17 protein-coding genes, 1 pseudogene and 1 other annotated feature are annotated in these 20,278 nt (G+C 38.0%); of the genes and pseudogenes, 10 read left to right on the forward strand and 8 right to left on the reverse strand.

Annotated features, from left to right (window positions below; all coding sequences use genetic code 11):
- The first annotated feature begins 158 nt into the window (after positions 1 to 158).
- Positions 159 to 986 carry an ammonia-dependent NAD(+) synthetase gene (gene nadE, locus MKY30_RS10340; RefSeq protein ID WP_341083816.1) on the forward strand — a complete coding sequence of 276 codons (828 nt, stop codon included), beginning with the start codon at positions 159 to 161 and terminating at the stop codon, positions 984 to 986.
- 89 nt (positions 987 to 1,075) lie between these two features.
- Here the strand turns inward: nadE and MKY30_RS10345 are convergent, their stop codons facing one another.
- From MKY30_RS10345 to MKY30_RS10355, 3 genes are all read right to left on the reverse strand, one after another.
- Positions 1,076 to 2,017: an AEC family transporter gene (locus MKY30_RS10345; protein WP_341083817.1), complete on the reverse strand. Its 942-nt coding sequence runs from the start codon at positions 2,015 to 2,017 to the stop codon at positions 1,076 to 1,078.
- A gap of 69 nt (positions 2,018 to 2,086) precedes the next feature.
- On the reverse strand, positions 2,087 to 3,598 hold the full coding sequence (xylB, locus tag MKY30_RS10350) for a xylulokinase (protein ID WP_147210746.1): 1,512 nt from the start codon (positions 3,596 to 3,598) through the stop codon (positions 2,087 to 2,089).
- 257 nt (positions 3,599 to 3,855) lie between these two features.
- The gene (locus MKY30_RS10355) at positions 3,856 to 5,073 is read right to left on the reverse strand and encodes an ROK family protein (RefSeq protein ID WP_147210747.1); all 1,218 of its coding nucleotides are present in this window, start codon (positions 5,071 to 5,073) and stop codon (positions 3,856 to 3,858) included.
- Positions 5,074 to 5,626: 553 nt separating this feature from the next.
- Between MKY30_RS10355 and MKY30_RS10360 the strand changes: the two genes are divergently transcribed.
- The 4 genes from MKY30_RS10360 to MKY30_RS10375 all read left to right on the forward strand — a co-directional run bounded on the left by MKY30_RS10360 (position 5,627) and on the right by MKY30_RS10375 (position 9,554).
- A complete protein-coding gene (locus tag MKY30_RS10360) occupies positions 5,627 to 6,457 on the forward strand; it encodes a sugar phosphate isomerase/epimerase family protein (RefSeq protein ID WP_147210748.1) in 831 nt (276 codons plus the stop codon).
- Entirely contained in the window at positions 6,454 to 7,356 is a 903-nt protein-coding gene (locus MKY30_RS10365) for a sugar phosphate isomerase/epimerase family protein (RefSeq protein WP_147210749.1), read from the forward strand. The genes MKY30_RS10360 and MKY30_RS10365 overlap by 4 nt, the downstream gene beginning before the upstream one ends.
- Positions 7,357 to 7,427: 71 nt before the next feature.
- Entirely contained in the window at positions 7,428 to 8,435 is a 1,008-nt protein-coding gene (locus tag MKY30_RS10370) for a 2-keto-3-deoxygluconate permease (RefSeq protein WP_341083822.1), read from the forward strand.
- Between the two features lie 72 nt (positions 8,436 to 8,507).
- Complete coding sequence (locus tag MKY30_RS10375; RefSeq protein WP_147210751.1) at positions 8,508 to 9,554, forward strand: Ldh family oxidoreductase; 1,047 nt, start codon at positions 8,508 to 8,510, stop codon at positions 9,552 to 9,554.
- Between the two features lie 270 nt (positions 9,555 to 9,824).
- Here the strand turns inward: MKY30_RS10375 and MKY30_RS10380 are convergent, their stop codons facing one another.
- The 5 genes from MKY30_RS10380 to MKY30_RS10400 form a co-directional block, all read right to left on the reverse strand.
- Entirely contained in the window at positions 9,825 to 10,667 is an 843-nt protein-coding gene (locus MKY30_RS10380) for an aldo/keto reductase (RefSeq protein ID WP_147210752.1), read from the reverse strand.
- 342 nt (positions 10,668 to 11,009) lie between these two features.
- Positions 11,010 to 11,180 (reverse strand): hypothetical protein, encoded by a 171-nt coding sequence (locus MKY30_RS10385; RefSeq protein WP_341083824.1) that lies wholly within the window; start codon positions 11,178 to 11,180, stop codon positions 11,010 to 11,012.
- A 259-nt stretch (positions 11,181 to 11,439) separates the two neighbouring features.
- Positions 11,440 to 11,871, reverse strand: a complete 432-nt coding sequence (locus tag MKY30_RS10390) for a VOC family protein (protein ID WP_341083826.1) — start codon at positions 11,869 to 11,871, stop codon at positions 11,440 to 11,442.
- 13 nt (positions 11,872 to 11,884) lie between these two features.
- Positions 11,885 to 12,241: a nuclear transport factor 2 family protein gene (locus MKY30_RS10395; RefSeq protein ID WP_341083827.1), complete on the reverse strand. Its 357-nt coding sequence runs from the start codon at positions 12,239 to 12,241 to the stop codon at positions 11,885 to 11,887.
- Positions 12,242 to 12,324: 83 nt separating this feature from the next.
- Entirely contained in the window at positions 12,325 to 13,110 is a 786-nt protein-coding gene (locus MKY30_RS10400; protein WP_341083829.1) for a helix-turn-helix transcriptional regulator, read from the reverse strand.
- Positions 13,111 to 13,323: 213 nt separating this feature from the next.
- Here MKY30_RS10400 and MKY30_RS10405 point away from each other — a divergent pair, with 213 nt between their 5' ends.
- The 5 genes and pseudogenes from MKY30_RS10405 to glpK all read left to right on the forward strand — a co-directional run bounded on the left by MKY30_RS10405 (position 13,324) and on the right by glpK (position 19,862).
- Positions 13,324 to 13,479 carry an RAxF-45 family protein gene (locus MKY30_RS10405; protein WP_341083831.1) on the forward strand — a complete coding sequence of 52 codons (156 nt, stop codon included), beginning with the start codon at positions 13,324 to 13,326 and terminating at the stop codon, positions 13,477 to 13,479.
- 115 nt (positions 13,480 to 13,594) lie between these two features.
- Positions 13,595 to 15,496, forward strand: a complete 1,902-nt coding sequence (abc-f, locus tag MKY30_RS10410) for a ribosomal protection-like ABC-F family protein (RefSeq protein ID WP_341083832.1) — start codon at positions 13,595 to 13,597, stop codon at positions 15,494 to 15,496.
- 213 nt (positions 15,497 to 15,709) lie between these two features.
- On the forward strand, positions 15,710 to 16,882 hold the full coding sequence (locus MKY30_RS10415) for an AI-2E family transporter (RefSeq protein WP_156985743.1): 1,173 nt from the start codon (positions 15,710 to 15,712) through the stop codon (positions 16,880 to 16,882).
- Positions 16,883 to 17,238: 356 nt separating this feature from the next.
- Positions 17,239 to 18,048 (forward strand): MIP/aquaporin family protein, encoded by an 810-nt coding sequence (locus MKY30_RS10420; RefSeq protein WP_341083834.1) that lies wholly within the window; start codon positions 17,239 to 17,241, stop codon positions 18,046 to 18,048.
- Between the two features lie 311 nt (positions 18,049 to 18,359).
- Positions 18,360 to 19,862: pseudogene (gene glpK, locus MKY30_RS10425) on the forward strand (glycerol kinase GlpK).
- 96 nt (positions 19,863 to 19,958) lie between these two features.
- Positions 19,959 to 20,226 (forward strand) — a binding site (T-box leader).
- Positions 20,227 to 20,278 lie beyond the last annotated feature (52 nt).

Consider the following 20,278-nt stretch of genomic DNA (forward strand, 5'->3'; position numbering starts at 1 on the left):
CCATGTTAGAAAAGTATCATTTGCAGCAGAAGTTCCCGGTTGTGCGAGTAAATCGTCACCAACTGCAAAACAGATAAAAATTCAGTAAGCCAAGTGAAAAAACTGCTGATTCGCTAAGACAGGTGAATAGGCAGTTTCTAATAAAGGAGTGTCTATAAATGAGTGAATTACAACAATCCGTTATTAAAGCATTACATGTAAAACCGGAAATTGAGCCAAAAGAAGAAATCCGTAAACGTATTGATTTTATGAAGGACTATTTGCGGAAATTTAGTTTTGCAAAAGGCTTTGTTCTTGGAATATCAGGCGGCCAGGATTCTACACTACTTTCAAAATTAGCCCAATTGGCGATTGACGAATTAAACGAGGAGCATGAAGAGGAATCTTATCAATTTATTGGCGTAAAGCTCCCATATGGAAAACAGGGTGATGCTGATGATGTAGAAGATGCAATTCAGTTTGTACAGCCTTCGAAGATATTCACAGTAAATATTAAAAAAGCTGTGGATGCCAGTGATAAAGCATTACATGAAGCAGGTATAACTATCAGTGACTTTCTAAAAGGAAATGAAAAAGCAAGAGAGCGCATGAAGGCACAATATAGTATTGCCGGTATGCATAATTGCTTTGTATTAGGTACAGACCATGCAGCAGAAGCAATTACCGGGTTCTTTACAAAGCATGGAGATGGAGCCTGCGATCTTGTGCCGCTCGAGGGTTTAAATAAACGACAGGGAAAGCAGTTATTAAAAGAGTTGGGCTGTCCTGAGCATCTTTATATGAAAAAGCCTACTGCTGATTTGGAAGATGAACGTCCAGCCTTAGCTGATGAAGAAGCATTAGGTGTGACCTATGAAGAAGTGGATGATTATTTAGAAGGTAAAGAAGTGTCTCAGGAAGCAAAAGAAGTTATTGAGGCTCACTATATCAAAACGATGCATAAGCGTGAGCCGATTGCGTCCATTTATAATGATTGGTGGAAATAAAAGCAGCAGAGGACGGGTGAATCATTCGTCCTTTTTTGCAAGCTCTTTTCGTTCTTAAATAATGATCAAGAGGGTGTAACATACATCTTCTAAATAAAATATAAAAAAAGTAAATAAACCAGAGGAATGCTGATAGCCGAAAGAAGGGTGGAGAAAAAGACAACCACCGCAGAAAATTCCACGTCTCCCCCATATACTTGTGCATACATACTTATCGTGGCAGGACTTGGAGTCGCAGAAAGCAGACATGCTATCATAAACCACTCAAAAGGAAGATGAAATAACAGTAATGGCAGAAAAAAGAGGATTGGATAAATAAATAACCGGCTTATGACGGCGATATAAACAAAAATATCCTTCATATATGCAATAACATCAGAAAAAGTAATCGTTGAAATCATCATACCGATCATAATCATGGATAAAGGTACTGTCATCTGCCCGATGGTCGCTATCGGCTCCATAATAAAAGCAGGAATTTGAACAGGAAAGATAAATAAAATAAAACCGAACACTGTTGCTAAAAAGCCGGGATTTTTCAAGATAAACACAGCTTTGGAATCTGGAAGCATACCAGGGTTCATAATATAAATGGCATATGTCCACATCAAAACGTAATAAATCAGGTTAAATACAGAAGCAAGCAGAATTCCCTCCTGGCCGAACAGCTGCAGAATAATGACCATGCCGATAAACCCTTGATTACCAAATAAAATAATATTTTCAAATACCGCTTTACGTTCTCTCGGCAATGTCAGCCTTCTCGTAATAAACCGGCTTAAAAAAAGGGTCCCTCCCATAATATAGATGGAAAGGACAAACATAATGAAGGCGCCATAAGCTTGTTCGTACTGGAAAGGTATATGCATGGAGCTGATAATCAGACAGGGTAGAGCCACATATAATAATAAAGTTGTCATAGCACGCTGCCCTTGTTCAGAGATCAGTTTCTTCCGTCTGATGATCCAGCCAATTGCAACAATAATATATAGAGAACCAATCTGATATGCCAGTGTAAACAATGAATCCATGCTCCTCCACCTCTCGCTTTAGCGTACCACTACAGGTTATTCATAAGGTGAGAAACATGTGATACATGACTACACTTCATTCCCGTTTCGATATTTCATTAAATCCTTATTGATTTGCTTTGTTGATGCATAAACAGATTTATACAATGTAAAGAGCTCCTTGTATTTTTCTACATTTTCACGTATAGGCTCCACCGTTTGTGCATCCTTCAGGAAAACAGAAGCGCATTCCGGAAGCGTTTCAAACCAGCCTGATCCGTAAGCAGCCAGCATAGCAGCCCCCATTCCCGGACCTTGCTCACTGCCTGGTTTTATTACCGTGGTATTAAAAATATCTGCCTGCATTTGCAGCCACATTGTACTTTTTGCCCCGCCGCCAATAGATATAACGGTATCGACTGACTTTCCATTCTCCCTGAAAATTTCTAAAGATTCATTTAATGAAAAAGTGATTCCTTCCATAACTGCTCTTGTAAAATGCTTGCGTTTATGAGAGCTGTCCATGCCAATAAAGCTGCCCCGGATAGATGCATCAACGTGAGGGGTACGTTCTCCGGCAATATAAGGCGTAAACAGGAGACCATTTGCCCCGACAGGAACGTCTGCTGCTTCTTGTAAAAGATCATCGAATGTCATTTCTTTGGCAAAAGTATTTTTAAACCAGGATAAGCTATAACCTGCAGCAAGCGTAACTCCCATGGTGTAAAAAGCATCGGGAGCAGCATGGTTAAGGTAATGTACCTTTCCTGCAAATGATTTATTACCGGCATCCTCATAAGATAAAACAACTCCAGAAGTACCGATACTGGCCATCGTTCTTCCTTCCTCCAAAATACCTGCTCCAATCGCTCCGCAGGCATTATCAGCACCGCCGGCAAATACGCTGATTTTTTCAGAAAGTCCCGTTTTCTCCGCTATAATTTCATCGATATTTCCAACCATTTCATGAGAGGGAACAAGCGGCGGGCACAGCTCAGGATCAATATCTAACGCTGTGCAAATTTCATCGCTCCACGAACGCTTCTCTATATCTAACAAAAGTGTCCCTGCAGCATCCGAATAATCCATATGTAACCGGCCGGTTAATCGGAAGCGCAAATAATCCTTTGGTAATAAAAACAGCTTTGCTTTCGAATAATTTTCAGGTTCATATTTTTTTACCCATATTATTTTAGGCAGTGTAAAGCCTTCCAGTGCTATGTTTTTTGATATATGGAGAAGTTTTTCTCTGCCAACCTGTTCTGTAATTTCCTGACATTCTTTTGTAGTACGTGTATCATTCCATAGGATAGCCGGTCGAATAGCATCATGGTTCTCATCCAATAATACAAGACCATGCATTTGTCCGGAAAAGCTGATTCCTTCAATATCAGATACATCTCCAGGAAAGCTGTCTGTAAGCTCAGTCAGTCCAGCTATTGTCTGCTCTACCCAATCTTCCGGGTTTTGCTCGCTATACCCGGCTTTTTCTTGCATTAAAGGGTATTCTTTTGATATTTCTTGAATCACTTTTCCATTCATGTTTACTAATAAAAGTTTGACTGCACTAGTCCCTAAGTCTATTCCAATGACATATTTCATCTCTTTTTATTTCCTTTCTGTTATTGTAATTTGGAGAATATATTTTTTTACCAATTTTTGTCTAGAGAACGCTGTTAGCAGCATATCTTCCAATTTTTGGTGCGAGCCGATATAATGTGTTTGCATAGATGGTATACTATTCAAAGAATACTGTCTTAAACTCGAAGTGAAAGCAGTACCTGATATGAATGTAGTAAAATTAAAAGAGGTCCATGAAAAGCGTATCATTTTTGAAATTACTATTAAGAAATAATTATTTATTCAGAGCTAACGTGATAATCATTTTCAAAAAAGTGTGTTAATGCAATAGCAATGGCGCCAATAATGGTTGAATCAGAACCTAATTCAGAAAATAAAATATCTAAGTTTTTATTGTGATCAGGTAATACATTTGAGCGAAGTGTTTCAATCAGAGAAGGTTCAACCCACTTTTTGAGTTTGGTAATATCTCCTCCTATTAAAACGTTTTTAGGGTTTAAAACATTTACAAGACTGATGAGACCTATACCTAGAAAACGCCCTATTTCTTCTATCTCTTTTATCACTAACGGATTATTTTGACCAGCCAGTGTTTCCAGGAATTCAACAGAAAGCTGTGAAAAAGGGCTGGCATCTAATTGTTCTGCTACCTTGGGCACACTCGAAAGTTTCTTTAGCAGGGTATTCGTGGAAGCATACATTTGCCAGCAGCCTTTACTTCCACAAGAGCATCTTTTACCATTGTATTTAACGATAAGATGCCCTGCTTCTCCAGATAATCCATTATAGCCGCGAAATAATTCATTTTTTATAGTAGCGGCACTTCCTATGACGTTGCCGACACTTATATACAAGGTATCGGTTAAAAGGTTATTCTTATCAAATTGCTTTTCTCCAATCAAGCCAACCCGTGCCTGATTATCTACAACGCAAGGAATTCGAAATGTATCGACAATAGTTTGTCTTAAGTCCACAGAGTTCCATTTTAAAGATGGTGCTTTTAAAACTGTACCGTTCTCATCAATCATACCTGGAAAACCAATACCAATACACGTAATTTGAAAGAGGCTTTCTTTAGCATGATCCTGCATTTCTTTAATGGATTCAATGATATTTTTTATAACAAACTTTGGTGTGTTACTTCTTAACTCCTTTGTAAAACGCTTGACTATTTGTCCATTTAGATCAGCTAAGGCAACTTCTAATAGTTTGGACTTAACAGTAATCCCAATAACAAACCCGGAATCCCCATTTATGGAATACATAGTTGGTTTTCTGCCTCCTGAGGATACCCCTTCGCCTAATTGTTTAATAATCGAATCTGATTCAAGCTCATTAACTAATCGAGATACTGTTCCACGATTAAGCCCGGATTTAGTGACAATTTCAGGCTTTGAAAGAGGAGAGTGGTCTCTTATTATACTTAAAATTAGTGCTTTATTAATTTTTTTGACCAAGTACTGGTCTGCAGTAATCGTTTCCACTTTAAATATCATTCCTTCCGCTATGTTTAGAGCATAAAAATGTAATGAAAGTAATTAAAGAGAACTTTGCATTACCTAAGAACAAACAAAGGTATTAAGGAGTAAAAATTTTAACCTTTGGCATAAACTTTTTGCCCTGCGACAAATGTCTGTATATCACTATGAGGATATAAGATTAAGATCTATTCAAACTGTATTTTGTAGCTTTACTTTATAGAAAAAATGCTTATTATCTCATTTTATATAATAATTATATGCATTTTTAAACCATATTTACAGTGATATACTTCATTTGCTTTGAAAAAACGATTTATTTAAGTATATTTTAACACCTTAAAACATTATTATATAAGCATTTTTGGAAAATAATAAAAAAAAATTTATATAAATTTAGTTCTTCCTATGGAAAAACAAAGTTTAGTGTGTTAATATAAATCCACTGAACGATTTTGTTCCATAATGAAAGCCCTTTCTTTTGCTAGCAATAAAAGGAAATAAGGCAATTACGTCGTGTTAAAGAAAATGAAAACGCTATCGGATTCTAATAGACACAGGAGGATTGCAAATGCGTATTAAATTTGGGTGTCATACTTCTACTTGGGAATTGGACTACGATAAAGAAACGGATTACCTTGATGAAGTAATGGATACGGTAAGTAATGCAGGTTTTAAAGGGGTAGATGTTCAGGTTGCCATGCTGGGAAGGTATCAAAATGACCCTGAAAAGTTAAAACGGTCATTAGATGAAAGAGGAATTTCGCTGGCTTCATTAACAGTTCCATTTACATGGGAGAACGATGAAGAAACAAAAAGCGAAAGAGAACGTGCAGATTATTACATTGATTATTTAACAAATTTTCCTGGAGCAGTAATGAATCTTCCGTCACGAGTAGGAGCTAATAGAGACAATTTGCTGAAACGCCAAAAGCAAATTATTGGTTGTGCAAACGCCGTTGGAAAACGAGCATATGAAAAAGGCGTGCAAGCTTCTTTTCACCCGGCTTCTCCAGAAACATCCTATTTTAGAACGAAAGAAGATTACGATGTTTTATTTGACCTTTTAGATATATCCTATATGAGCTATACACCGGATGCAGGTCATATAAAAGCTGGAGGGATGCGTCCAGAAGAAATTATTAAAGATAATCTTTCTATTATTAAGCATGTTCATTTTAAAGATTGCTCTAACAATAATGAATGGAGAGAAATGGGGACAGGAGATATTGATTTCCCTTATATCGTACAGACGCTCAAAGATAGTGGTTATCAAGGGTGGATCATGATTGAAGAAGAAACAGAAGAAGCTGGGGCAGATCCAGATAAAGTTATTTTAAATGTTGGAAAATATGTTGAAAAGAACTTGAAAACGATTGTAAATAAGGAGAGAAGAAAATGACAAATCGATTTATACCATCCTTATTAGTGCCAGAAATTTTCTTTCCAGTAAAAGATAAAGATAACATTACAGCAAATATTATCGAACAATTATCGGAAGAAGGATTTTATCGCTCTTATGAGATTGGAGATATCTCTCAATCTTCTGAGAGAAAGAGAATTTTAAACCTGGCAAAAGAAAATAATTATGAGCTGACACAATGGTTGACTTTTATCATCGATAGGAATGGACTGGATGTTTCATCACTTGATTCAAAATTAAGAAAAGAAACAGTAAAACAATTGAAAGAAAGCCTTTATGGTGCAGCGGAGTGTGGTGTATCCAATATCGCATTTGTAACTGGGGCGGATCCAGGTGGTGCAAGACGTATGGATGCTATAGAAGGATTATATGAAAGTATATGTGAACTTTGTGAAGAAGCCGCTACTTATAATATGGATGTTTTAGTTGAACCATTAGATCGGGAAGCGCATAAAAAACGGATAATTGGTCCGACAAAAGATGCTGTTGAATTGATTCGTCGAGTAAAAAAACAATTTAGTAATATTGGCTTAGCTTTTGATACGGCACATGCAGCGTTAAATGGAGAAGATATTAACGAAGCTTTAGAAAAAGCAAAATGTGAGACGCATCAAATTCATTTTTCTAACGCAGTTCTGAACGATAAAGATAGTTTATATGGTGATAATCATATGCCGATTGGAGAGCCAGGATTTCTAACAGTGGATAAAATGGCATCTATTTTAAGGAAAGCGGATGAACTTGGTATAAGAAAAGAGAACGGCTTACGTGTGGCAGCAGAAGTAAGAGGAAGAGATGCGGAGAACTATCTAAATAATGAAAAAGAAACCAGGAATATATTGGAAAAAACTCTTGATATCGTCAGTAATCAAATATAATAAATAAGATTTTTAACATTTCTATTTAAGAGTAATTTCCTAAGAAAACTAGTATAAAAGAGGTGAAATATATGGAGATTAAAAGATTTTTAGAGAGAATTCCTGGCGGGATGATGGTAGTCCCTCTTTTACTGGGGGCAATAGTTAATACTGTGGCTCCAAATGCATTAAGAATTGACGGGTTTACCCAAGCGTTATTTGTAGATGCTGTTCCAGTTTTAGCTGCATTATATCTTGTCTGTGCCGGAGCCCAGTTAAATCTTCGAAGCTTTGGTACAAGTGTTGCAAAAGGGGTAACACTTTTAACAGTAAAATGGTTTGTAGCGGTAATATTTACATTACTGGCTATTTGGTTCGGTGGAGAGTCTGGTCTCTGGTTAGGACTTGCACCTTTAGCTATTATGGCTGCGATGTCGAATAGTAACGGTGCTATGTATATGGCTGTAGCATCACAATATGGTAAACAGGATGATAAGGCAGCTTACTCTATACTGGTTTTAAATGATGGCCCTTTATTAACAATGCTGGCTTTTACAATATTGGGATTCATGGGATTTGTAGAAGGCATGTTCTCTATCATGCCATTCATATCTGTATTAATACCATTGCTAGTCGGTGTTGTCCTGGGGAATTTAGATGGGAAAATGAGAGACTTTTTTGTTAGTGGCAGCGATATGATTATACCATTTTTGGCTTTTGCTTTAGGAATGGGAATCGATTTAACAGCAATACTGGAAGGAGGATTAAGTGGAGTACTTTTAGGTGTATTTACTTTAATATTTACTGGGGGCGCTGCATTTTTCGTATTTAAATTATTTAAATGGAATCCAATTGTCGGTGCTGCTGAGGGAACAACAGCAGGTAATGCAGTCATGGTTCCAGCTGTAATAGCTGCGGCTAATCCTGCTTTCGCATCTGTTGAAGCTGTATCAACTGTGCAAGTAGCAGCATCAGCTGTGACCACAGCGATATTATTACCAATTGCTTTATCTTTATTAGTTAAGCTGACTGGTGCTCAAAAGAATACATTAACAGAGAATGTAACATCAAATGATGTTACTTCTGAAAAGGTTAATTAGCAGCAGAAGAAAACAAATTAAATCTTAAGAGCAAAAGGCTCTTAAAATATATAAGATGAGGGAGAAATATAAATGTATACAATGAAATTATCCAACGTAGAAACTTTTACTTTAGACGCTTTACAAGCTGTAGGTGTAGATAAAAAAGAAGCTGAAATTTGTGCGAAGAATATCAGTTTTGCAGATAAGCAAGGAACAGATACACATGGTATTATGCGAGTTCCTGTTTATATTGAACGGTTGCAGTCTGGAGCATTTAATGCAAAACCAAATACAAAATGGGTGAAGGAAACAGATACAATGGCTGTGCTGGATGCAGATGATGGAATGGGCCACTACCCAGCCCAGTTAGCAATGGAAAAAGCGATCGAAAAAGCAAGGGAAAAAGGTATTGGTTTTGCCACTTTATATAACGGCAATCATATAGGTGCCGGGGCCTGTTATGCTCAAATGGCTGCTGAACAAGGAATGATTGGGTTTTTAACTACGAATGCAGGTTCGTTGATGGCACCTTCGGGAGGGAAAGAAAGAGTTTTAGGAAATAATCCTTTATGCTTCTCTATTCCACGAAAAGGTAAAGATCCTATTACACTAGATATCGCAAACAGTGTCGTTGCCGGCGGGAAGCTTCAGTTGGCAAGCTCAAAGGGTGAAGAGATTCCATTGGGCTGGGCATTAGATGCAGAAGGGAATCCAACAACAGATCCAGATAAAGGGCTGGAAGGAACATTAGTACCTATCGGCGGTCATAAAGGATATGGATTGACTCTGATTATGGATATTTTAGCAGGGGTATTATCAGGTGCAAATTATAGCAAAAATATATCCTTATTAGACTATGATAAGCCTAATAAAGTAGGCTGCACGATGATTGTAATAGATATTGATAAAATTATGCCTTTAGACAGATTTTATGATAGGTTAGATGATTTTACAGCTATTATTGTAAACTCTGAAAAAATTGATAAAAATGGACATATTTATCTGCCAGGTGAGATTGAAGCTCAAACAAAACAAAAAAGGTTAGAAGCGGGAGTGGATATTGCGGATAGCCTTCATGAAGAATTAGTTGAGCTTTGTAAAGAGCTGAACTTAGATAAAGAAAAGTACGGGTTATAAGCTGATTAAACGAGTCCTTCATTCATGCTTTCATAGAAAGCATGAATGAAGGACTTAACTTATAGCTATTGCAAGAGGTATGCTTAATGATCCCTGTTGGAGTTTGCGCGCAGAGAAGAGACTGGCTCATAAGATAAACCTTCCATTTCAATATGTAAGAGGAATAAGAAATAAAAGAGCTGATGTACAACTAAACGATTGTGCATCAGTTCCTTCCATATAAATGTTTTCTGAAATGAAAGGTGGAGACTTTTCTTTTTTTTATATCTATTAAAACTCTTCATAAACAGCCGGATCCTGATCTTTCAAACGTCCATCAGCTTTTGTAAGACTGTTGATTATTGTCATCTCTTCATTGCTTAATTCAAAGTCAAAGATAGAGATATTTTCCTTCTGGCGGACTGGTGATGCTGATTTTGGAATAGCAATCGCTCCCAGCTGATAATGCCAGCGGAGAATAATCTGTGAAATAGTTCTGTTGTGCTGATCAGCAACCTTTTGTAATGTTTCATCCTGGAGTAAATCACTTGCTCTTGATAAAGGACTCCATGATTCTGTTGCGATATGATGCTCTTCATGGAATTTCAATTGTTCTTCCTGATTAAACAACGGATGTAATTCAATCTGGTTCACCGTCGGCAAAATACCTGTTTCTTTTTTGAGACGTTCTAAATGTTCTGGTAAAAAGTTGCATACACCGATGGAACGAATATAACCAAATTTTTTGGCATCGATTAATGCCTGCCAGGCTTCGACGTAGTTATCTTGAATAGGATTTGGCCAGTGAATCAGGTATAGATCGTAATAATCTAAGTTTGCCCGAAGCAATGATTCTTGAATGGTAACAATCGCATCATCATAGTGATGGTAACGTCCAGGAAGCTTAGATGTTACAAGCAATTCTTCACGTGGCACAGAGGATCTGCGTATTGCTTCTCCGACAGTAGCTTCATTTTCATAATTGTATGCGGAATCCAGCAGACGATAGCCGTTCGTAATAGCGTGATTAATTGCCTGCGCACCGCTTTCTCCTTTCAGCTTGTACGTACCAAAGCCGACAGAAGGAATTTGAAGTCCATCATGTAATGTGATTTCTGGAATTTGATTTGTCATCTGTATATACTCTCCCTTCGCTTATATTTAAAATCCTACCTTTCCAATGAGGAAAATTCAAACAATTTGTTTATAGTGTCTGTTTGACAGGTTCTGTAGATGTATTTACCATTAGTTGTTTTGAATAATCAGAGCTATATCAATGACAATTGTTAAAGCTCCTGCTAAAAATAAAAAGAAAGCAAGTCATTCCGTTTTATGAAAACCTTTTAGGGTTACTCTTTCATCCGGATAATCTGAGTTGAAGTAGACCTTACAATACATTCCTAAATTTTTATTTGGTACTACTTCGTTCGAAGTAGTGAATCCATCCATTGACGTTACATAATAAATCTCATCATTTTATTCTAATAAGAGTCTGTAATTATACCCGACTATTCCCTGGTGGCCTTTTGCTCCGTGCACATAGCCTATGATTTTTCCTTCTATTACTTCGCCGGTTAAAACAATCTTTAGCTTTAAAATAAAAATAGCGATAGCAATAATACAAAATAATAAACAAATAAAAGTCAACGTTTTCTCCCCCCCTTCTGTTAGCGATTTTATGGAAATATTTATCTTATATTATTGCATTTTTTTTACTCGTTTTGATAATGAAGGGGTATAGAGCTTATACCATTCGTCAGCCATTTCACGGAATCACTACTTACTTTAAACCATGGAATTCATTCTACTTTTTGAGTTGAAAGCAGGATTTAAAACAAAAACTCTCACCAGGCCTGGTAAGAGTAGAATAAAACATATTTGCTTTCATCTATATAGGAAAATGAACTTACATGCATTCTTGAAGATTCGTTGAGATTTGCCAGGTGATGCCGAATTTATCCTTCACCTGTCCATAAGACGGGCTCCAGTGTGTTTCCTGGAGCGGCATAATTACTTTACCGTCCACTTTCAGCTTTTCAAATACCGATTCGGATTTCTCGAGGTTCTCTAAAGTCACACAGACGTTCACTTGTGAACCTTTGTCTAGAGGCTGGCCCGGAAATGTATCGGACAGCATAAAATACGTATTTCCTACTTGTACCTGGGCATGCAGTACGCGATTCTTTGCTTCATCCGGGAGAGCAAACTCCGGATTCTCAGGTAAATCGCCAAAAGTCTGAACTCCTGACACCTCAGCATCTAGTGCATTTTTATAAAAATCAATCGCTTCTTTCCCTGTGCCATCCATTGTGATATATGCATATACTCCTGTCGACATCGCATTTCTCCTCCTATTTCTCCTGCGTTTGTTTAATCAAGTATGCAGTCAGATTTGTTATTTTCTCATTCTTAAAAGTATACCAATCATTGAAATAGTAGGTTGCTAAGCCGTCTTCATCTGTAAACTGCATTTCACCTTCTACCACAGCAGTATCACCATCAATTAACGTCCGGTAAACTTTATAGACATCTGCCTTATAATTACGCATAGGCTCCATTTTTTCAATAAATGCAGCTTTCCCTTCAGCGATACCGTGACCAATCTCATTCATGACAATATCTTCTGCAGCTGCTTCAAAGATAAAATCAACATCACCATTGGCAAAAGCGATATTAAACTTCTCCATAAGCTCTCTTGAAACCGTCAACTTATCTCACTCCTTTTCTTCTTTTTTACAGTATAGCAGCAGCTGTTTTCGCAGATTTCTTCTCGATTGCTCTAATCTAAAATTTAATGAGAAATAGGCGAACGCTGCAGGAAATGCTTCATTAATAAAGGTAAAGAAATAAGGATGGGCGGGTCTGTAATTTCAGGTTTTCTCATGATAAGATGTGTCTCAGGTAAAGGGCGTTTTCCATCAATGCAAATTGGATAGGGGTGACGTGCCCGTAATGTTTCATGCGGGATAAGAATTGATTTAGAATCCATTCCCCACGATACAGCTGTTGCCATCAGAAAGTAGGTGCCAACAGGAATATTCGTTATATGGAAAGAATCTGAATGCATTAATAAGGTTCCACGGACGGGTAATCCTTCTGGAATCGGTTTAGGAAACAGCCCGGCAAAAATAATACCATTAAAGGGTTCTTCTGTATGAATAGACCCAGATAATTGTTGAAAAGAAGAAGAATTCATTACTGTATTTTGCAAGCTGCTTTGTTTCAAATGTGTCATATATTCTTCGGAATGTTTACGGGTAGCACGAAATGAGGCGGGCGTCATCCCAATTCTGTTTGTAAATCGTGTGGTAAAGGTTCCCAGACTCTGCTGCCCGACTTCAAGACCAATATCCCGGATTGGAAATGCAGTTTCAAGCAACAATTTCTTAGCAAGCTGCAGCCGTAAACTAGAAATAAAGTACATTGGAGACACACCAACCTGACGTTTGAACAGGCGGGAAAAGTGGTACGGACTGTAAGCTGCTTCATCAGCAAGCACGCTGAGCGAAAGATCTTTATCCAAATTTTGTTGAATAAATAAAATAGAATCTTGAACTGTTTTATCTTGTGTCAGCATTATTTTAGCCTCCTTGTTATGAGTATAACGCAAAATAAAAGAATATCTATTATAATATTAGAATTTTAAGTTATTTTCAGAGGGGATTAGTTTTTTAGTCAGTAAAAAGAATAATAAACATCAGGTGATTAGGAAGCAGACTAGGAAAAGTTGCATACAGAACAAAATTTTTATATAATGAATATAATTTACTAATGGAATGGAGGTGTAGAGATGTTTTTACAAGCCGAGAAATCGTGCGGAGACTGGATGGAATTCTTATATTACTGCCGTGCGAAATTTGCGCTATTTGCTGTTGACGGGACACGTCTGTCCTTTTTTAGTAATTTAATAGCAAATACGAAAGCAAAAAAGCATCTCTGCATCTGATATAGTACGGTTTATTAACGAAATGAAATGACCATACAAGCACACAGGGAGGATAGCTCTTTGTGTGTTTTTTTGTTGCCTTATCTTCATGCAGAGAGGATAAAGGAGAATAAAAATGATTTGCCAAATGAATCAAGTAAAGAAAATGTACGGCGGGAATATTATATTTGAAAATTTATCCTTAGAGGTAAAAGAGAAAGAACGTATCGGTATTGTCGGAAGAAACGGTGGCGGCAAGAGTACCCTGCTACGATTAATGGCGGGCATCACGAAACAGGATGAAGGAAATATTCATTGGAAAAAAGCGATAAGCATCGGCTTTTTAGAACAAATCCCTAATCCAGACGAAGGTGTATGTGTATTTGATATCTTAAAACAATCAAGCGGAGAAATTACAGCATTGGAAAAACAAATGAAAAAAATGGAGCAGGCTATGCAGAACCCTGGCTCAGAACAGGAGCTGGCTGCAAATATCAGCGCATACGGAGAAGCTCAGGAGCGTTTTACGGTACTGGGCGGATATGAATTAGAAGCAAATATTGACCGAATTTCGGCAGGTTTACAAATTCATGATCTGCTGCAGATGCCTTTTGACCAAATTAGTGGCGGAGAAAAAACAAAAGTCGGTTTAGCAAAAATACTCCTCCAGGACCCGGATTTACTTTTATTAGACGAACCGACAAACCATCTGGATCTGCAGGCTGTTGAATGGCTTGGTGAATTTCTGAATAATTATGGGGGAACAGTTGTCGTTATCTCGCATGATCGCTATTTTTTGGATGAGGTAGCGGGAAGAATTTTAGATTTAGAAGATGGAGAGCTTGCTGTTTATCATACGAATTTCTCTGGATACGTGAAAGAAAAGGAAGAAAGGCTGATCCGGGAGTTCCAGGATTATGAAGAGCAGCAGAAGAAAATAAAGAAGATGAAAGAAGCAATTAAACGTTTGAGAGAGTGGGCAAACCGGGCCAATCCGCCAAACGAGGGACTGCATAAGCGTGCAAAAAATATGGAGCGCGCATTGGAGCGGATGAACAAGCTGGATAAACCGCAGTTAAACCGGAAAAAGATGCAAATGGAATTGGATAGTTCAGGAAGGAGCGGCAAGGACGTTATTATGATGACAGATGTACGAAAGCAATTTGGAGAAAAATTGCTTTTTGAAAATGCAGAGATGCATATCCGTTATCAGGATCGCGTTGCTATTATCGGAGAGAATGGAACAGGCAAATCAACCCTTATCCAGCTCATGCTCGGTAATTTAGAGCCGGATCAAGGAGAGGTTATTATTGGCAGTAATGTAAAGTATGGATACCTGTCTCAGCATGTGTTTCATGATATTGCTCCTGATCAGACAGTGCTTGAAACCTTTCGTGAAGCCATTTCAGTGACAGAAGGTAAGGCGAGGCATATTCTGGCAAAGTTTCTCTTTTACGGGGAACATGTTTTTCGGAAAGTAACGCAATTAAGCGGCGGAGAAAAAATGCGTCTCCGATTAGCGCAGCTGATGCATCAGGATATCAATACACTTATACTGGATGAACCGACAAACCATTTAGATATTGATTCAAGAGAAGTATTGGAAGAAACCTTGGAAGGGTTTGAAGGAAGTCTGATTGCCGTGAGCCACGATCGTTACTTTTTAGATAAACAGTTTGACTATTTATATTGGATAGAAGATAAACGAATAACGAAATATCTGGGGAACTACTCGTGGGCAAAGGAAAAACGGAAAGAGCAGCTGTCAGAAAAACAGGCAGCACAATCTTCTGCTGTTAAAATATCAAGCAAAAATATGAATAAATCGTATAAAAGCATAGAGAATTCGTCAATAATGATAGAGAAGCTGGAGAAGCACATTGAAGAGTTGGAAGCAGAAATTTATGTGATAGAGCTGAGAATGGCGGAGACGAAAGAAGTAGAAGAGCTGCAAAAGCTGCAGGAGCAAAAGGAAATTCTTGATAAAAAAAGACAAAATGCCTATGAAAAGCTGCTAGTTTTAGAAAATGAAATATAGAAAATGAAGGCATTCATCGAGCTGTCAGGTGAATGTCTTTCATAAGACTTAGGCTGAGATTGGGATTACGATTACTCGCCCCACCGAAAATATTTCCTGAAATCTTTAACATTTTTAATATGAAAAAATTGATGAGCTGGATAGAGATTCCTGTCGTTTTTTGCGATATAATAGTAGTAACATAGAAATACGAGGAGAAGAGAAGGTGCTGCATTGAAATCCGTTAACGATAAAATAGATTTATTTAAACGTTTTTTCTTAAATAACCGCTTTGTTGTATTTTTAGTCATCTTATTGTTAATTGGCTTAAACATACTTATTTTTACGCATATTTCATTTGTGTTCACACCATTTGTTGTGCTTTTGAAAACAGTATTGCTGCCAATTATTCTATCTGCGATTCTATATTATTTATTGAATCCAATTGTGAATTACCTGGAAAAGAAAAAGGTGAAGCGGATCTATTCTATCTTTGGATTGTACCTAGTTATTATCGGAATTTTAACTATTTTAATCAGCTCTGTTTTTCCTTTTTTAAGAGATCAGATTACGAGTTTCATAACCAGTCTGCCGCCGTTTATTTCAGATATTGAGAAAATGGTAAATGATTTTATCGGCGGGAATTTTATTAATCAGTTTCAATTAGTAGAATATATTGACCTGCAGGGATTTGCTACGCAATTATCTGATCGTTCGCTTGATATAGTGAATAGTGCCTTTTCCAATATTGGCAATGTTATTGGAGCAGTGACAGAGATTGTTCTGGCAATTATAACGCTGCCTTTTATCTTATTCTATTTATTGAAGGATGGAGAAAAGCTGCCAGGATACTTCATTAAATTTCTGCCAGTAACTATGAGGAAGCCAACCCTTGATATTTTGAAGGAAATGAATCATCAAATCAGCAGCTTTATTCGCGGGCAAATTATTGTTGCTTTCTGTATAGGTGTACTGATGTATATCGGGTTTACCATTATTGGGCTGGAATATGCTCCAGTATTAGCACTGATTGCTGCTTTTACAAATGTTGTTCCTTATCTTGGACCGGCGATTGCGATTACCCCTGCTCTAATCGTTGCAATTGTTACTTCTCCATTTATGGTTATCAAGCTGATTATTGTTTGGACTATTGTACAGCTTGTTGAAGGAAAGTTTATTTCTCCGCAGATTATGGGAAGAAACCTTCGCGTGCATCCAATTACGATTATCTTTATTATCCTGACATCCGGAAATTTATTTGGAGTTGTCGGTATCTTATTAGCAGTCCCGGGTTACGCTCTATTGAAAGTATTTGTGACACACGCCTTCGAGTTCTTTAAAATTCGCAGTAATTTATATGAAGATGATTTGGAAGAAGAAAATGGCAATACTGGTCAAAAAAAGTAATTTACAAAAGTTGAATGACTTGCTGGAAATTGCATTTGTAAATAGCCGGATAGTGAGAATATAAAAAGTTCCAAACCTCCCTTTTGGCAGGAGATTTGGAGCTTTTTTATTCAAAGGCATAAGTTTCAAATTATAAAAAGTGCTTGCATAGCTGTAAAATTGAAATTATTGACAGCGTTTTAATTCTGGTGTAAGGTGTTAAAAGACAAGTTAAGGATTGTGTAGGAGATGAAGTTCACACAGTAGGCCGCCTTCTCAGCAAGGAGAATGCGGTTACATCTGTGTGAGCTTTTTTCCTATTTCCCGAACTTGTAAAGTTCAAGTAGAACTATCTATTTAGCAAAGGGGAGATAAACATGTCTGAATTTATGGCAGAGTTAATCGGGACAATGATTCTGATTATATTAGGGGCAGGCGTTGTCGCTGGTGTAGAGTTAAAAAAATCAAAAGCAGCTGGCGCCGGCTGGGTACTTGTTACACTAGGCTGGGGGTTAGGTGTAACGATGGGGGTCTATGCAGTAGGTAATATATCTGATGCTCATCTAAATCCTGCCGTAACATTAGGCTTTGCAGCGATTGGAGAATTTCCTTGGGCAAAAGTGCCGGCATATATATCTGGTCAATTAATTGGCGCTATCATCGGCGCAATTATTGTTTACTTTCAGTATCTCCCGCATTGGAGAGAAACAAAGGATAAAGGAGCAAAACTGGGAGTATTTGCAACAGGTCCGGCTGTGAGGAGCTATCCGGCCAATTTAGTAAGTGAGATAATCGGAACTTTTGTATTGGTTATGGGCTTATTATTTATTGGTGCAAACGAATTCACAGAGGGGTTAAATCCAGCTATCGTTGGTTTATTAATTGTTGCGATTGGTATGTCCTTGGGTGGACCGACGGGCTATGCGATTAATCCGGCCCGGGATTTAGGCCCAAGAATTGCACATGCTATTTTACCAATTATAGGTAAGGGCGGTTCGGATTGGAGCTATGCGCCGATACCTGTTATTGGCACAATAATCGGCGGTGTATACGGTGCCTTTTTCTACCATGCATTTTTTGATGGAAGTATGGGTGCAGGATTTAGGATTATGACTATTGTGGTAGTTGTCATATTTGCATCAGCTTTTGTAAATGAACAAAAGCGGACGCAGCATTCTGTTTCATAAAATGAAACTTCAATCGGCGGGGGCTTTCCTTCCTCCGCTGTCTAAAGGACAAAGGCTAAGTTTGCGACGTCGTGTTACATCCTGTAGGCCCGAACCAATCGGGCCGTTACTGGCTATTTGATCTCCTAATTAGAATTTTCGAACTTCCTCTATTCTCGAAGAGGGAGTTTTATAGCCAGTTACAATGCGAAAGACAGGAATAGAAAAAAGAATTAAGGGAATGCAATATAAGAGGGCGTACTAAACGTGATAAGTAAATCTGAGCTTTTAAATCAGGTAACTTTCTAAATTTAAAAATGGAGGAATCAGGGATGGCAGAGAAATATATTCTTTCAATCGATCAAGGAACAACCAGTTCACGGGCGATTGTATTTGATAATAAAGGGGAAATTATTGATACAGCTCAAAAGGAATTTAAGCAATATTTTGAGAAACCGGGCTGGGTAGAGCATGATGCAAATGAAATTTGGACATCTGTGCTTGGCTGTATCGCAGAAGTGTTAAATAAAACTGGAATTGAAGCGAGTCAGATAGAAGGGATTGGAATTACCAATCAGCGCGAAACGGCAATTGTATGGGACAAGAATACTGGCAGACCAATTTATAAGGCAATTGTCTGGCAGTCCCGTCAAACAGAGCCTATTTGTAAGGAGTTAAGAGAACAAGGATACGAGGATACATTCCGTAGTAAAACAGGTCTCTTAATTGACCCGTATTTCTCAGGAACTAAGGTGAAATGGGTTCTGGATAATGTAGAGGGAGCAAGAGAGAAAGCAGAAGCTGGTGACCTGTTATTCGGTACAGTTGATTCATGGCTTATTTATAAGTTTTCAGGCGGGAAAACCCATATTACTGATTATTCTAATGCTGCCAGAACATTGATGTTTAATATTTACGACTTAGAATGGGATGAAGAGCTGTTAGACATTTTGGGCGTACCGAAGTCGATGCTTCCAGAGGTTCGTCCGTCTTCTGAAGAATATACAAAAACGGTATCTTACCATTTCTTTGGTGAGGAAGTTCCGATTGCAGGTATTGCAGGTGACCAGCAGGCTGCTTTATTTGGGCAGGCATGCTTTGAGCAGGGAATGGCGAAAAACACATATGGCACAGGTGGCTTCTTATTAATGAATACAGGATAAAAACCTGTAGAATCCAAGAGTGGGTTATTAACTACGATCGCATGGGGAGTTGATGGAAAAGTAACCTATGCACTCGAAGGAAGTATTTTTGTAGCCGGCTCTGCTATTCAGTGGCTGCGCGACGGTTTAAGAATGATTGAATCCAGTCCTGAAAGTGAAGATTTTGCGACACGTGTAGATTCAACAGATGGTGTGTATGTAGTACCAGCTTTTGTCGGTTTAGGAACGCCATATTGGGATAGTGATGCACGAGGTTCTGTATTTGGATTGACAAGAGGAACTAAAAAAGAGCACTTCATCCGTGCGACATTAGAATCACTGGCATATCAGACCAGAGATGTAATCGAATCAATGGCAACAGACTCTGATATGGAATTAAAAACGCTTCGTGTTGATGGTGGAGCAGTGAAAAATGATTTCCTAATGCAGTTCCAAAGTGACATTATGGATGTAACCGTTGAACGTCCTGTGATTCAGGAGACAACAGCACTTGGATCTGCATACCTGGCCGGATTGGCTATCGGCTTCTGGGAGAGCCAGGAGGAAATAGCTAAGCAATGGAAGGTAGAGAAAACATTCGAGGACAAAATGGATAATGAAGAAAGTGAAAAATTATATAAAGGCTGGCAAAAAGCTGTCGAGGCAACTCGTGTGTTTAAGCTGGAAGAATAATATTGCTTTATCATGTATATGACTTGGGCAGGTTACTTAATTTTAAATAATAAGTTGATAATATTGTCCAATAAGAGTAAACTAAAACAAATAGTTAAACAGGCAATGAGAAGGAAAAGTAAATTGGGAAGCGCTAAAAGAGAGTCTCTGCTGGTGGAAATGAGGCAGCAAACCCCCAATTGAACAATGACCTTTGAGCTGCGCACTGAACTCCAAAACGGATAGTAGGCTGCGACGAGAGGCACTCGTTACAATAGCAACTGTATAATCTGCTGAAATTAACTCACCAGACGTACAGAAGGAGGCAGACTGTGTGAGCAGTCTGTGAAAATTAGGTGGTAACACGGGAATACTCGTCCTAAGCTTTCTTTGACATAAGAAGCTTAGGGCGTTTTTTATTGCTTAAAGTGCGTGTT

The sequence above is a fragment of the Oceanobacillus sp. FSL W8-0428 genome (assembly GCF_038004405.1).
Lineage (GTDB): Bacteria > Bacillota > Bacilli > Bacillales > Amphibacillaceae > Oceanobacillus > Oceanobacillus sojae.